General features: G+C 61.7%; 15 protein-coding genes. 9 read left to right on the plus strand and 6 right to left on the minus strand.

Features of this window, described 5'->3' with window-relative positions; genetic code table 11:
* Window positions 1-54: 54 nt before the first annotated feature.
* From M5B97_RS06750 to M5B97_RS06770, 5 genes are all read left to right on the plus strand, one after another.
* Window positions 55-603, plus strand: coding sequence for a DUF924 family protein (locus M5B97_RS06750; RefSeq protein ID WP_248731065.1), 549 nt, complete (start codon window positions 55-57; stop codon window positions 601-603).
* A gap of 95 nt (window positions 604-698) precedes the next feature.
* Window positions 699-1,331 carry a glutathione transferase gene (gene yfcF, locus M5B97_RS06755; protein WP_248731066.1) on the plus strand — a complete coding sequence of 211 codons (633 nt, stop codon included), beginning with the start codon at window positions 699-701 and terminating at the stop codon, window positions 1,329-1,331.
* Window positions 1,332-1,441: 110 nt separating this feature from the next.
* Window positions 1,442-2,173, plus strand: coding sequence for a GntR family transcriptional regulator (locus M5B97_RS06760; protein ID WP_123718113.1), 732 nt, complete (start codon window positions 1,442-1,444; stop codon window positions 2,171-2,173).
* A 98-nt stretch (window positions 2,174-2,271) separates the two neighbouring features.
* Window positions 2,272-3,552, plus strand: coding sequence for an MFS transporter (locus M5B97_RS06765; RefSeq protein WP_248731067.1), 1,281 nt, complete (start codon window positions 2,272-2,274; stop codon window positions 3,550-3,552).
* A gap of 27 nt (window positions 3,553-3,579) precedes the next feature.
* Window positions 3,580-4,413 carry an amidohydrolase family protein gene (locus M5B97_RS06770; RefSeq protein ID WP_248731068.1) on the plus strand — a complete coding sequence of 278 codons (834 nt, stop codon included), beginning with the start codon at window positions 3,580-3,582 and terminating at the stop codon, window positions 4,411-4,413.
* Here the strand turns inward: M5B97_RS06770 and M5B97_RS06775 are convergent.
* Window positions 4,390-4,653, minus strand: a complete 264-nt coding sequence (locus M5B97_RS06775; protein WP_123718116.1) for a hypothetical protein — start codon at window positions 4,651-4,653, stop codon at window positions 4,390-4,392. The two genes, M5B97_RS06770 and M5B97_RS06775, sit on opposite strands and share 24 nt — an antisense overlap.
* A gap of 144 nt (window positions 4,654-4,797) precedes the next feature.
* Here M5B97_RS06775 and M5B97_RS06780 point away from each other — a divergent pair, with 144 nt between their 5' ends.
* Both M5B97_RS06780 and M5B97_RS06785 read left to right on the plus strand, forming a co-directional pair.
* On the plus strand, window positions 4,798-5,442 hold the full coding sequence (locus tag M5B97_RS06780) for an ATPase (RefSeq protein ID WP_248731069.1): 645 nt from the start codon (window positions 4,798-4,800) through the stop codon (window positions 5,440-5,442).
* Window positions 5,443-5,476: 34 nt separating this feature from the next.
* Window positions 5,477-5,818 carry a hypothetical protein gene (locus M5B97_RS06785; RefSeq protein WP_123718118.1) on the plus strand — a complete coding sequence of 114 codons (342 nt, stop codon included), beginning with the start codon at window positions 5,477-5,479 and terminating at the stop codon, window positions 5,816-5,818.
* Window positions 5,819-5,932: 114 nt separating this feature from the next.
* On the opposite strand, the gene M5B97_RS06790 is transcribed toward M5B97_RS06785, so the two are convergent.
* Both M5B97_RS06790 and M5B97_RS06795 read right to left on the minus strand, forming a co-directional pair.
* On the minus strand, window positions 5,933-6,688 hold the full coding sequence (locus tag M5B97_RS06790) for a creatininase family protein (RefSeq protein ID WP_248731070.1): 756 nt from the start codon (window positions 6,686-6,688) through the stop codon (window positions 5,933-5,935).
* 30 nt (window positions 6,689-6,718) lie between these two features.
* Window positions 6,719-7,432 carry a murein L,D-transpeptidase catalytic domain family protein gene (locus tag M5B97_RS06795; protein WP_248731071.1) on the minus strand — a complete coding sequence of 238 codons (714 nt, stop codon included), beginning with the start codon at window positions 7,430-7,432 and terminating at the stop codon, window positions 6,719-6,721.
* A 41-nt stretch (window positions 7,433-7,473) separates the two neighbouring features.
* Between M5B97_RS06795 and M5B97_RS06800 the strand changes: the two genes are divergently transcribed.
* Window positions 7,474-9,060 (plus strand): L,D-transpeptidase family protein, encoded by a 1,587-nt coding sequence (locus M5B97_RS06800; RefSeq protein ID WP_248731072.1) that lies wholly within the window; start codon window positions 7,474-7,476, stop codon window positions 9,058-9,060.
* A 24-nt stretch (window positions 9,061-9,084) separates the two neighbouring features.
* Here M5B97_RS06800 and M5B97_RS06805 read toward each other — a convergent pair whose 3' ends face one another.
* On the minus strand, window positions 9,085-10,476 hold the full coding sequence (locus M5B97_RS06805; protein WP_123718122.1) for a HAMP domain-containing sensor histidine kinase: 1,392 nt from the start codon (window positions 10,474-10,476) through the stop codon (window positions 9,085-9,087).
* A complete protein-coding gene (locus M5B97_RS06810; RefSeq protein ID WP_060757182.1) occupies window positions 10,454-11,137 on the minus strand; it encodes a response regulator transcription factor in 684 nt (227 codons plus the stop codon). The genes M5B97_RS06805 and M5B97_RS06810 overlap by 23 nt, the downstream gene beginning before the upstream one ends.
* 289 nt (window positions 11,138-11,426) lie before the next feature.
* Here M5B97_RS06810 and M5B97_RS06815 point away from each other — a divergent pair, with 289 nt between their 5' ends.
* Window positions 11,427-12,332 (plus strand): hypothetical protein, encoded by a 906-nt coding sequence (locus M5B97_RS06815; RefSeq protein ID WP_248731073.1) that lies wholly within the window; start codon window positions 11,427-11,429, stop codon window positions 12,330-12,332.
* Between the two features lie 441 nt (window positions 12,333-12,773).
* Here M5B97_RS06815 and M5B97_RS06820 read toward each other — a convergent pair whose 3' ends face one another.
* Window positions 12,774-13,991 carry a multidrug effflux MFS transporter gene (locus M5B97_RS06820; protein ID WP_248731074.1) on the minus strand — a complete coding sequence of 406 codons (1,218 nt, stop codon included), beginning with the start codon at window positions 13,989-13,991 and terminating at the stop codon, window positions 12,774-12,776.
* Between the last annotated feature and the right edge of the window lie 78 nt (window positions 13,992-14,069).

Here is a 14,069-nt window from a genome sequence, read left to right on the forward strand (position 1 = left end):
TCTTTGCTGTTAGGTCAGCCAATGACATCTATGGGGCTGCCAAGGAGAGAAGTGATGAGCACGCATACGCAGCCGGCTGAAGCGGTCGTTGAATTCTGGAAAAACGCCGGGCCCAAGCGCTGGTTCGCCAAGGACGATGCGTTTGACGCAGCCTTTCGCGAGCGCTTCCACGAGACCCATATGCAGGCCGCCCGCCGCGAGTTGGAAGGCTGGCTGGAGTCGGCGGAGGGCGCGCTTGCCTTGCTGATTCTGCTGGATCAATACCCGCGCAATGCTTTTCGCGGCACTGCGCATATGTTCGCCACCGACCCACTGGCGCGGCTGTACGCGAAGCGCATGCTGGACGCCGGCTTGGATCAGCACATCGAACTGGCATTGCGTGCATTCTGCTACCTGCCATTGGAGCATTCCGAAGACCCGGCGGATCAGCAACGTTCCTTGATCCTGAACCAGCCGTTGGATGCCAATACGTATTATTGGGCCAAAGAGCACGCCGAGATTATCGAACGGTTCGGGCGCTTTCCTCATCGTAATGCGCTGTTGGCCCGAGAGACCACGGATGAAGAACGCGCCTTTTTGGACACAGGCGGCTTTGCCGGTTAACCGGTATTCCGTGGAGGAATGGCCCCATAAAAACAGCGCATTGTCTTTCTCGCCGCACATCTCGTAGCGTGGTGCTCCCTTCATGGAGAATCGTTATGAGCCAGCGTCCGTTGCGCCTGTATGTGGATCATTTGTATACCAGCCCCTACGCGATGTCGGTGTTCGTCACCCTGCGGGAAAAAGGCCTGGCGTTCGACACCGTCGCCCTGGATTTGGACGCCGCGCAGCACCAGGCCGCCGACTTCACCCAACTGTCCCTGACCCAGCGTGTGCCGACCCTGGTGGAAGGCGATTTTGCTTTGTCGGAGTCTTCGGCAATCACTGAGTACCTGGAAGAGGCTTACCCCGAAACGCCGGTCTACCCCGTTGATCCCAAACAGCGGGCGAGGGCGCGCCAGGTGCAGGCGTGGTTGCGCAGTGACTTGCTGCCGATCCGCCAGGAGCGTTCGACGATGGTGGTGTTCTACGGGCATCAGATGCCGCCATTGTCCCCCGTCGCCGAAGCGGCGGCGCGCAAACTGATCAGCGCAGCCCGGGCGCTGTTGGCGGGCAACCCGGCCTATCTGTTCGGCGAGTGGTCGATCGCGGATGTGGACCTGGCGTTGATGCTCAATCGCCTGATTCTCAACGGTGACAGCGTGCCCGCCGAGCTGGTGGAATACGCGCAGCGCCAGTGGCAGCGGCCTTCCGTGCAGGCGTGGGTGCAGCAGCAACGCCCGGCGCCGTAACGACCATTCATCCTCCACGTGCGGTGGCGCGCTTGACAGGCGTCACCCAGCGGACAAATACTCATGCCATATTCATATATATGACTAAATAACAAAGTGAATGTGGCCCGATGAATACCTTGTCCAGCGATGCCCGTCTGCCGCTCTACCAACGTCTGCGTGACCACTTGGTCGAGCAGATCGCCAATAATCGCTGGCGCCCCGGCGAAGCGATTCCCACTGAAGCCGTGCTGTCCGCCGAGTACGAGCTTTCCACCGGCACCGTGCGCAAGGCCGTGGACGCATTGGTGAGCGAAGGCATTCTTGAGCGCCAACAGGGCCGCGGCACCTTTGTGCGCCGCCCGCAATTCCAGTCTTCCCTGTTTCGTTTCTTCCGTTTCCAAGGCCCGTCGGGCGAGCGTCAGGTACCGGAAAGCCGCATCATCACCGTCGAGTCCCTGGCCGCACCGTCGGCGGTCAGCGAGGCGCTGGGCCTGGCTCCCGAAGCCCAGGTGATCCGCATCCTGCGTACCCGTTTGTTTGACGTGCAGCCGCTGCTGGCCGAAGAGATCTGGCTACCGCGCACGCGCTTCCAGGCGTTGCTGGATATCGATTTGTCGCAGCAAGGCCCGTTGCTTTATCCGGTGTATGAAAGCGTCTGTGGGCAGGTGGTGGCCTCGGCTGAGGAAACCCTGACCGCCGAATCGGTCAACGCGGTGTACGCGCGACTGCTGCAGGTGCCGGTCAACAGCCCGGTGGTGGTGATCGAGCGTCTCGCCCGCGATTACGCGGGCCAACCTCTGGAGTGGCGACGATCCCGCGGGCACGCCGAGCACTTCCGCTACCGCGTGGACATTCGCTGACCCGACACCCGCACCTTTAACTGTTTGCCCAACACTGGCCCGGCTGCGGCCCGGTTCGCGCCCGGCTGCCTCGCGTTTGACCTATAAGGATAAAAATCATGTTCAGTTGGTATCGCCAAGTCACTCCTCGGGAGCGCAAAACGTTCTGGGCCTGCTTCGGTGGGTGGTCCCTCGACGCGCTGGAAGTACAGATGTTCGGCCTGGCGATCCCGGCACTCATCGCCGCCTTCGCCTTGACCAAGGGCGATGCTGGTTTGATCAGCGGCGTCACGCTGGTGACCTCGGCCATCGGTGGCTGGGTCGGCGGTACGTTGTCCGACCGTTATGGGCGGGTGCGCACCTTGCAGTGGATGATCCTGTGGTTCTCGTTCTTCACCTTTGTGTCAGCGTTCGTCACGGGCTTTCACCAGTTGCTGGTCGTCAAGGCGCTGCAAGGCTTCGGTATTGGCGGTGAGTGGGCGGCGGGTGCGGTATTGATGGCCGAGACCATCAACCCGAAGTACCGCGGTAAGGTCATGGGCACCGTGCAGAGCGCCTGGGCCGTGGGCTGGGGCGCGGCGGTCGGGGTGTTTGCGCTGATCTATTCGTTTGTGCCGCAGGACATGGCCTGGCGCGTGATGTTTGTGGTGGGCCTGCTGCCGTCGTTCCTGATTATCTGGGTGCGGCGCAACGTTGAAGAACCCGACAGCTTCAAGCGCCTGCAAAAAGAGCAGGCGATTGCGCCGAGTTTCTTCAAGTCGCTGGCCGGCATCTTTCGCCCTGAGCTGATTCGCGTCACGTTGTTCGGTGGCTTGTTGGGCCTGGGTGCCCACGGCGGATATCACGCGGTCATGACCTGGCTGCCGACCTTCCTCAAGACCGAGCGCAACCTGTCGGTACTCAACTCCGGCGGCTACCTGGCGGTGATCATCTTTGCCTTCTGGTGCGGCTGCATCGCGAGCGGCTGGCTGATCGACCGCATCGGCCGGCGCAAGAATATCGTGCTGTTCGCGCTGTGCTGCGTGATCACCGTGCAGGCCTATGTATTCCTGCCGTTGACCAATACGCAGATGCTGTTCCTCGGCTTCCCGCTGGGCTTTTTTGCCGCCGGTATCCCGGCCAGCCTCGGGGCATTGTTCAACGAGCTGTACCCGGCGGATGTACGCGGTGCCGGGGTGGGCTTTTGCTATAACTTCGGGCGCGTGTTGTCGGCGGTGTTTCCCTTCCTGGTGGGGCATATGAGCGATTCCATGTCCCTCGGCTCGGCCATCGGCATTGATGCCGGGATTGCCTACGGCGTCGCGGTGATCGCCGCGCTGTGCCTGCCCGAAACCCGTGGCCGCACGTTGGAAACAGTGTCCGCCGATAACGCCGTGACCGGCCAACGCGCCCAGGCGTGATCCTTTTACTCTTGAAAGACGAAACCCATGCTTGATAACTGCCCCATCACCGCAATTGATGCGCACGCGCATGTGTTCAGCCGCAGGCTGGCCATGGCCGGCGAGCGTCGCTACACCCCTGGCTACGACGCCGCGCTGGTCGATTACCTCGGCCAGTTGCACGCCAACGGGCTGAGCCATGGCGTGCTGGTGCAACCCAGCTTTCTGGGCACCGACAACAGCTACCTGCTGGCCGCCTTACAGCAGGCACCCGATCGGTTGCGCGGCGTGGTGGTGGTGGAACGCGATATCCCGCGCGACGCTCTGCACGCCATGGCCCGCTCGGGTGTCGTAGGCGTGCGGCTGAACCTGGTGGGCCGGGCGCTGCCGGATTTTGCCGAGCCCGGCTGGAAGGAGTTCTTCGAGCACATCGTCGAACTGGGCTGGCACGTGGAATTGCACCGCGAGGTGGACGACCTGCCGCATCTGGTGGGGCAACTGCTGCCGTTCGGGGTGAAGCTGGTGATCGATCATTTCGGGCGCCCCGACGCGCGACTGGGCGTCGGGCAGCGCGGCTTCAGCGAGTTGCTGGAGCTCGGGCCAGGCGGCCGGCTGTGGCTGAAGGTCTCGGGTATCTATCGTCTGGCCGGCAGCCCGGCACAGAACCTTGAGTTTGCCCGCCAGGCCATGCCGTTGCTGCAACAGAGCTTCGGCCTGCAGCGGCTGGTATGGGGCAGTGACTGGCCGCACACCCAGCATGAAGCGTCCATCGGGTATGCCGCAGTGATTGAGCAGCGCCAGGCCCTGGACTGGTCGGCGCAGGTCGAGCAGGCCCTGCTGATCGATACGCCCCGCCGGTTATTCGGCTTCCACCACGCGTAGCCAGTCCTCTTCCACACGGCGGTCCAGGTCTTCCCAGTCCGCCATGCCCAGGACCCGCATGGTATTCAACCCCCGCAGGTAACCCCGCAGTTGCTGGGCGCTGGCGCTGATTTGATCGGCGTCCGCCGCGTCGTCCTGCAGCACGTTTTCATAGTCGACCAGGTAATCGGCGACCCGCTCGCGAAACTCCGGCAATACGGCTTCGCGGATGCGGTCGAAGGTTTTCTGGTGGGGCTTCATGGCGTGGTCCTTATAAGTTTTATTGAAAGCGGGCTGCGCAACACTATCGGTTCAAATGATAGTCACCATCAAGGATCGCAAGTTCTGTTTTTGCTGGAAAGATGGAGAATTGCACCATCGAGACGCTGCTCAAGGAAACGCGCGATGAGGACGATAATCCAGCTGGGTTTGATGATGTTGATGCTTGGTTCGGTGGTCATGACCACCCCGGCCATTGCCGATGAACTGCGTACGGGCCATTTGCTGCCACTCGTGGGTAGCGTAGACTCCCTGGCGCGCGCGCAGTCGGTGGGGGTGTTGTACAGCGAAAACACCCGCGACAACCTCCGTTACCTTGAACGCTACCACGCCATGGCCATGAACGGCGCCAAGGATGCACTTGACGGACGTATCCGCGAGGCATTCGTCGACAGCTCCGATCCGGAACTGGCCATCGATTGGTTGATGAGTTCGTTGCAGGGCACTTTTTTGTCCGTCACGGTCTATAGCAGCCTGGATGAGCTGGTGCAGGCGCATCCGGACGTGGTGGTGATGCTCGATACCCATAACCAACTGCTGACCCCGCGCAACGACCTGGTAGAAGCCAGGTTTACCGCACGGTTCTACGATGCGAACTTGCAATACATCGCCAAGGCCGAAGGCTCGGTGCACAAGCAGGTGTCATCAGTGTGGGTGCATGACAAAGCGGCGCCCGAGATTGCCGCGCAGATCGAGCAGCAGCGCGATGTACAGCAAGATGCCTTGAGGCAGTTTGACGCGTCGCTCAAGGCGTTGGTCCGAGCGGGTTGATGTGAACTTTTTTCAGTTATTTTCAGGAATTTTTATGCGCTCTTTTTTCGTCCCGGCCCTGGCCTTTGCTTCTTTGGTACTGACCGGCTGTGTTTCCGCCCCCAATGCTCCGACCTTGACCCTGCAAACCAGCAAGACCCCCGAAGGTTATGTGCAGTGCGTATTGCCCAAGCTTGAAAAGCACGGAATCACCTCCACGGTGACGCAGAACTCGCGCCACGCCAAGGTGCTGTTGACCAGCAAGATCGCCGCTGATGATGTGCTGGAAGCCTACAAGTCCCAGGACGGCACCAAAGTGTTCCTGTATGAGCGCAAGCCGCTGGCGTCCGCTATCACGCCGTCGCGCATTGAGCAGGCGGCCAAAGACTGCCAGTAATCGCCGCCTGCAGGAGCGGGCTGGCTCGCGAAAAACGGCAACGATGACGCGTGTTTCCTGATTGAACGCAGCACCTTGAGTTTTTCGCGAGCCAGCTGGCTCCTACATGAAGTCTTAATTGACTGAGATTTTCGCTTCGCTGCTGAAGCTGTCGACCGCCCTGACCAAGCCTTTGGCCGCCAACATCACCAACTCACCGCCTTTTTCCACCGTCGCCAGCGCCGGGTCCGAGCCCATGCGCCCATCGGGGAAGCGTGCGCGGAAGTCCAGTGCCTCGCGGATCGGCCCGGTGTTGGCAATTTTGGGTGAATAATCGGCTGACTTGATCGACTCCGGATACGCCCACTGCGTCACCGCGATTTCCGACGGCGTGGCATGGCTGCCATGGCCTACCGGAAATTGGCGCTGTGCCAGTTCGCTGACGCCTTCCAGATCCCACCAGTTCACCAGCTTCAGCGCGAACCCGGCCTCGCGACGGGCATAGCTGGCTTCAGCGTACAGCTCGGAAAACGCGGCTTCGATGGTGGCGATGTTGCCGCCGTGGCCGTTCAGAAACAGGATCTTCTCGAAGCCATGCCCGGCCAGTGAGCGCACCCAGTCGCCAATCGCGGCGATAAAGGTGGAAGGGCGCAGGGAAATGGTGCCGGGAAAGCCCAAGTGGTGCTGGGCCATGCCGATATTGAAGGTCGGGGCAATCAGGATGTCGGCGTTCCGCTGCGCCTCATGGGCGATGATCTCAGGGCACATCCAGTCCGTGCCCAAAAGGCCGGTGGGGCCATGCTGTTCATTGGAGCCAATGGGGACCACCACCGTGCGGCTGCGCTCCAGAAACTGCCCGATCTCGATCCAGGTTGACTTATGTAGAAGCATGCGGCGCTCTCTTTTATCTGTGGGGACAGGCTATCCGCCACGGATTGTACGACTACTGGCCACCTGTTGGGGTTTGCAATTGAGGTAAGTCGAGGACTTCAGCCAACGCTGGTCCGGGTACCAGGAAAACATGAATTGCCCATCCTTGAGCTTGTCCACCACCTGGCGCGCCACTTGCGGGCGTACGGCCGGGCAACCCTGGCTGCGACCGATGCGGCCTTCGCGTTTGCTCCACGCCGGGCTGACGTAGTCGGCGGCATGAATCACCAGTGCACGGTCGCGGGCCTGGTCGTTGAAACCGGGCTCCAGGCCGTCCATGCGCAATGAGTAGCCGTGGGTGCCCAGGTAGCTTTCCTGGGTGCGGAACAGCCCCAGGCTGGACTGGTGGCTGCCCTCGAGGTTGGAGAACTGAGTGGCGAAGTTCTCCCCGGAGTTCGCACCATGGGCCACCAGGTCGCGCAGCACGAGGGTTTTCTTGCGCAAATCGAAGATCCACAGTCGACGAGCGGTCGAGGGCTGGGAGTAGTCAATAACCGCCAGGCGATCGGAGCGTTCTTCACCATTATTGACCGCACACTGCACGGCGTTCAGGGCGCTTTTCAATACGGTGGGATTGAGTTCTGGAGCCGAGCGCGCCAGGCTGTTATACAAGGAGGGAGGATTGCCATTGGCGGCGAGCGCAGCCTGGCCCGATGCGGCCAGGCTTATGGCAGCCAGGCCGAGGCGGCAGATAAAAGTCAGCATCTACAGTACATCCCCCCACACTGTGGATTGGAGCCAAGTCATTGTTCAAAAAACACGCATGTTACTTGAGCATTTGCCTGCTCGTTGCACCACTGGTCGCAACAGCCGAGGCGTTGCCGGCAGACGCGGTGCCCGTGGTTTCACCCAGCCCGATCCAGATGGCCCTGGCGCAACTGCCCAGCGCCTGCCCTGACCTGGCTCCCCATATCGACCCCGCGGCGCTGGCGCGACTGCAAGCGTTCTACCAGCAGCAGGGTGACGCCGCGTTGTGGGCCACGGGCGAGCGCCGCCCAGCGTTGCAGGCCCAGTTGCAACTGCTGGCCGACGATGGCCTGGACCCTACCCACTATAGCCTGCCTGCGGTAGACGCCACGGCCAACGTGCTGTGCAGTGATATCGACGCCAGCCGCCAGTACCTGCAAGCCTTGCAGGACCTGCATTACGGTCGCCTGCAGCAATCGCGTTACGAGCCGCTCTGGCATTCCCAGCCGCCCCTCCATGACCCTGACGCCCAGGTGCTGGCGTTTGCCGCGACAGGCCTGCAAGACATGGCGCAAGGGTTCGACCAGGCCCGCCCCGGCGCCGACTTGTATCGCAGCCTGCGCAATGCCTACGCGACCGCGCGCCTGCAGCCGTTGCCCCACTGGGACCCGGTTGGCAACGGCCCCTTGCTGCGCCCCGGCATGGACGACCCGCGCGTGCCGGAACTGGCGCGCCGCTTGTTCAGCGGCGGTTATCTGGCCAAGGCGCCGACTGGCACCGGCCGGCAATACCGTGACGAACTGGTCAAGGCAGTGAAGGCTTTCCAGCAAAGCCACTCGTTGCAAGCGGATGGCGTGATCGGGGCGGGCACCGTGGCCGAACTCAACATCAGCCCGGCCATGCGTCGCGACCAACTGCGCATCAACCTGGAGCGTTTCCGCTGGCTGGCCCAGGACCTGGAGCCGGAGGGGGTGGTGGTCAATGTCGCGGCGGCGCAATTGAGCGTATACCAAAGTGGCATCCCCGTGTGGCAGACGCGCTTGCAAGTGGGCCGTGCCGAACGCCAGACGCCGCTGCTGAAATCACGCATCACCCGGTTGACCCTCAACCCCACCTGGACCATCCCGCCGACCATCATGCGCGAGGATAAACTCCCGGCCATCCGCCTCAACCCCGAATACCTGCGCCAGCAAAACCTGCAAGTGCTCGACGCCGAAGGCCATCCGCTGGCGCCGGAGCAAATCGACTGGGCCCGCCCCGGCAATATCCTGCTGCGCCAGGACGCCGGTCCGCGCAACCCGCTGGGCAAGATCGTGATGCGCTTCCCCAACCCGTACTCGGTGTACCTGCACGACACGCCCAGCCAGCCGCTGTTTACCAAAGGCCCGCGGGCGTTCAGTTCCGGGTGTGTGCGGGTGGAGCAACCGTTGTTGTTGCGCGACCTGTTGGTGAGCCCGGCCGAACGTACGCGCACCGATGAGTTGCTGGCCACTGGTGTGACCCATGAGTTCAGGCTGGCCACGCCGGTGCCGGTGCTGCTGGGCTATTGGACGGTGGAAGTAGATCGCCAGGGTGGGTTGGTGTACGCGCCCGATATCTATGGGCGCGACCCAGTGTTGATCAAGGCGATGGGGGCTGTGCTCTAGGACGCGCCCGGCCCCTCGGTACCGTTACTCGGGCATCAATTGCTGGCGGCACTCCAGCACCAGCCGGGCGCCGCCCAGCTCACTGGTGCCGACCTCCAGCTTGAAGCCATGCAGGTTGATGATCGCTGCGACGATCGAGAGACCCAAGCCGAAGCCGCCTTGTTGATCGCTTTCATCCACCCGATAGAAGCGCTGGAACACCGACTTGCGCTCGTCCACCGGGATGCCGGGGCCTGAGTCGAGCACTTCGATGCGCGTGCTGCCCATGTCACTGGCTGCGCGCAGGATGACCTTACCCCCGGCTGGGGTGAACTTGATCGAGTTGCTCAAGAGGTTGCTCAAGGCTTCGAACAGCAGTGCGCGGTCGCCGGTGATCCATGGCAGGGACTCGGGGGCTTGCAGCACCAACTCCATTTCGCCTTCTTCCGCCAGGGGCAGGTAGAAGTCATGCAGTTCGCGCAGCAGCGGCAATGGGTCCAGCACCAGAAAGCCCGAGCGCCGTTGGTGGTCTTCCAGCTCGGAGATCCGCAGCAGCCCGCGAAAACGCGCCATCAGTGTGTCGGTTTCGGCAATGGCGTCATCCAGCTTGACCGCATGCGCCGAGTCTTCTTCAGCTTGTTGCTTGATGCGGTAGAGCTGCGCGCGCAGGCGTGTCAGCGGGGTGCGCAGGTCATGGGCGATGTTGTCGCACACGCCCTTGACCTCGTTCATCAGTTTTTCGATGCGGTCGAGCATGGCGTTGACGATCGCCGCAAGCATATCCAGCTCGTCACGGCGGTTGGACAGCGGCAAGCGGTGCGTCAGGTCGCCGGCGACGATGGCCTCGGCGCTGGCCTGGATGCCACGGATGCGCCGCAGCGGCTGGCGACGCAATAAGTGCCAACCGGCAGCGCCCGGGATGATGGTCAGGGACAGTGCCCACAGCAGGGCGTGCCAGATGATCCGGGTGACGCCGAACAGCGAGCCGTTGGCGCGCACCAGCACCAGCCAGCGGCCGTCTTCGGTGTGGGTGGCGACGGCGTCGCAGCTGTCCTTGGGCAGTTTGGGGTCGTCGGAGTCGACGCAATTGGCCAGGGCGTGGATCTTGCCGTCCAGGGGCAGGTCAGGCGGTACCGCACGGATCGGCCCGCTCAAGGGGCGGAACTGCTCATCGAACAAACCGTAGGCGTCCACGCCCTTCATGTCGAAGGTCATGCTGGTGGTGAGTGCTTCTACCAGTTCCTCGCCGTCGAAACGCTGGAACAGGTGCTGGCGCTGCATCAGGGAGTGACGCGACAAGTCGCCCAGGTAACCCGAGACCTCGTAATAAAGCACCCCCATGAGGATGCAGCTCCACGCCACGAACAACGAACTGTACAGCGCGAGCAAGCGGCTGCTGGAAGAGCGCCAGCCCTTAGAGGGGTTCAGCAATGACATACCCGGAACCTCGTACCGTGCGGATCAACGGCGTGAGGCCCGGTGGATCGATTTTTTTGCGCAGGCGACCGATGTGCACGTCGATCAAGTTGGTGCCCGGGTCGAAGTGATAACCCCAGACTTCCTCGAAAATCATCATCCGCGACAGGATCTGCCCGGTGTTGCGCATCAGGAATTCCAGCAGTTTGTATTCGGTGGGCAACAGGCTCAGCGGTTGTTCGGCGCGGCTGGCTTCGCGGGTGATCAGGTTCAGTTCGAGGTCGGCCACGCGCAGGGCGGTTTCGAGTTCCTTGACCGTGCTTTTGCGCCGCAACAACACTTCGACCCGGGCGGCCATCTCGTCGGAGGCGAACGGCTTGGTCAGGTAGTCATCACCGCCGGCGCGCAGGCCGCGCACACGCTCGTCGACGTCGGAGAGGGCGCTGATCATCAAGATCGGCGTGGACACCCCAATGGTACGCAGTGTGGTGACGATGGCCAGGCCATCGAGTTCCGGCAGCATGCGATCGAGGGTGATCAGATCGTAATCACCACTTACGGCACGGACCAACCCTTCGCGGCCGTTGTCCACCCAATCTACGTCCAGTCCATGGCTACTCAGCTCGGCGACGATCTCGCGGGCCGTTACGGCGTCATCCTCGATGGTCAAAATGCGTGTCATAGGATTACCTGGTGAGCGTTCACACTAGAAGTGGGGGCATTTTGCCAAGAAATGATAACGGGCTTACTAAAAAAATATTCATGTTGGTCAAACCGGCCATTCGGCGGCTGAAAGTGCATAACGCCCACCCGTTACGGGCCATTCTTGCAAGTTGCACGGTTTTGAGAAGTTCAACTTATTTAATTTGTTGAAATATATAGGTTTTATTTTTGTCGACGACTGGCATGGTGCCTGCACTGTCCCTTTTGGGACTTGTAACACTATTTTTCATGCCTGGAGCGAAACAACAATGATCACATCCTCATCCACGCTGCAAGAGTCGAGCACGCACTCTGGGGTTTCCTGGGGGGCTATCTTCGCCGGAGCCGCAGCGGCGGCCGCGCTTTCCCTGATACTGGTGTTGCTGGGCTTTGGCCTGGGTTTCTCGGCGGTGTCGCCGTGGGCCGACAGCGGCATCAGCGCCAAGGGGCTTGGCATTTCTACCATTGTCTGGTTGGCCTTCACCCAGATCGTCGCGTCCGGCCTGGGCGGTTACATCGCCGGTCGGTTGCGTGTGAAGTGGGCCAATATGCATGGCGATGAAGTGTACTTCCGCGACACCGCCCATGGTTTCCTCGCATGGGCCGTCGCCACGCTGGTCACCGCGATGCTGGTGGTCGGTTCGGTCAGCAATGTGGTCAGCGGTGGTGTGAAAGCCGGTGCGTCCGTTGCCTCGGGTGCCGCCAGCGGCCTGACGCAAGCAGCCGGTGGTGCCGCCAAGGGTGCCAACAGCGGTGACTTCGATTATTACGTCGACAGCCTGTTCCGCGATGACCGCCCAGCCGCGGTCAGCGATGACGCTGCCCATGGTGTGGTTGCACGCATCTTCACCCGCACCCTGAGCAACGACGGTCAGCTTGCACCTGAAGACCGTACCTACCTGGCCCAGTTGATCAGCCAGCGCACCAACCTCAGCCAGGCCGATGCCGAAGCGCGTATCGACAAGGTCTACGGCGATGCCCGCAAAGCCATCGAAGACGCCAAGCTCAAAGCCAAGCAGGCTGCCGACACCGCTGCGAAAGTCGCCGCCTACACCTCGCTGTGGACCTTCATCACGCTGTTGATCGGTGCGTTCTTCGCCAGCTTCGCCGCCACCTTCGGCGGTCGTCGTCGGGATGCCGTGGTGTATGTCGAAACCGAAACCTACGTTCGTTAATTCAAGGAGAACAGTCTCATGCGCTCATTACTGCTGTGGTTCCTCGGTGTGCCTATCCCGGTCATCATCCTGATCGCGATCTTCATGCACTGATCGCCGAAATAAAAAAACGCGCCGGGACATCCCGGCGCGTTTTTTTTTGCTATCAGAAACGGGTTTTTATACCGGTCAGAGCAGCACCCCCGTACGTCAGCCCTGAACATCAACCCATCTACCCATGAGTCTTGCCCACCGTTGATTGTTGCTTCACTCAAGCCGCACCTGGCCGACAGGCGTAATGCCAGTCAGTTAAGAAAGAGAAAGGCTAAAAAGTACCTGTGGCGAGGGAGCTTGCTCCCGTTGGGCTGCGTAGCAGGCCCAGTCTTTTCAAGCCCAAAGCTGGGGCCGCTTCGCGACCCAACGGGAGCAAGCTCCCTCGCCACAGGTTACTCGTTGTCCGCTCTATCGCTTAACTGACTGGCAGTAGCCAACAGGCGCGGCTTTTTGCTGCAAGGCGAGCCAACTGCTGGCCAGCAACACACTGGCGGCTGACGTCATGATCACCAAGGCGGTTGACGTGCCATCCGACAGCAACCCCGTGAGCCAACTGCCCACGGCGGTGATGAACATCTGGATAAAGAAGAACAGCCCGGAGGCCGTCCCGGCTACCGCGCCATAGGGTTGCAACACCGACAGCTGGCAGGCTGGAATCGCCATGCCCACCGACACCATGATCACCACCATGGGCAGCACAATTGCCAGCCATTCCCCCGGCAACAGGGTGGTTGCCGTGGCCAGCGTCACGCTGCCCACGATGTTCAAACCGATGGCGGCGCTGATCAAACGGTCGGGTTCGAAGCGTTGCACCAGCCGCCGAAACAGGTTCGCGCCCAGCATGTAGCCGCTGATCGTGGCGGCAAACACCAGCGCGTAAGCCGTGGCAGACAAGTGAAAACCGCGCTGCAGCAGGGCCGACGACTCACTGATGAACGGAAAGTACGTGCTGTACACGCAGCCGATGGCGAGCGAATAGCGCAGGAAATAGCGGTCACGCAGCAGTTGGCGGTAGAGCTGCGACAGATTGCTCGGCGGCGCAGCAGCAACCTGTGCCGGACGGGTTTCCGGCAGGCGGTGATACACCACTAGGTACAGCACGGCTCCGATCAGCCCCAGCAGCACGAACAGCCCGCGCCAGTCGATCAAGGGCAGCATCAGGCTACCCAGCACGGGCGCGGCCATCGGCGACACGGCCATGGCCATGGAGATCAAGCCCAGCAGGCGCGCCTGTTCCTCGCGGTCGAAGTAGTCGCGCACGATCACCCGACCGATCACGGTGGTGCAGCATCCGCCCAGGGCCTGGAACAGGCGGGCGATGATCAGCACGCCGAGGTTGTCGGACAAGGCACAGGCGGCCGTGGCCGCTACATACAGGAACAGGCCGCTGAGCAGTACCGGTCGACGGCCGAAGCGGTCGGTCAACGGGCCGCTGACCAGCAGCGAAATCGCCGAGCCCAAGGCGTACAGCGTGAGGGTCAATTGCAGTTGGGCGTCGCGGGCGTGGAAATAGTCAGCCATGGCGGGGAGGGCCGGCAGGTGCATGTCCAGGGTGATACGCGGCAAGGCGATCAGTGCGGTCAGCAGCACCAGCCAGAAACCGGTGGAGAGGGCGCGTTGTGTCATGGAAAGCCTCGATGCAGTTCGTTGAGTCCTGAACTCTACTGGCTTTGTGGTTTAATCCTTTGAGCCACTTATGCCTGG

The organism is Pseudomonas sp. MWU13-2517, assembly GCF_023242545.1.
In the GTDB taxonomy this organism is placed as follows: domain Bacteria; phylum Pseudomonadota; class Gammaproteobacteria; order Pseudomonadales; family Pseudomonadaceae; genus Aquipseudomonas.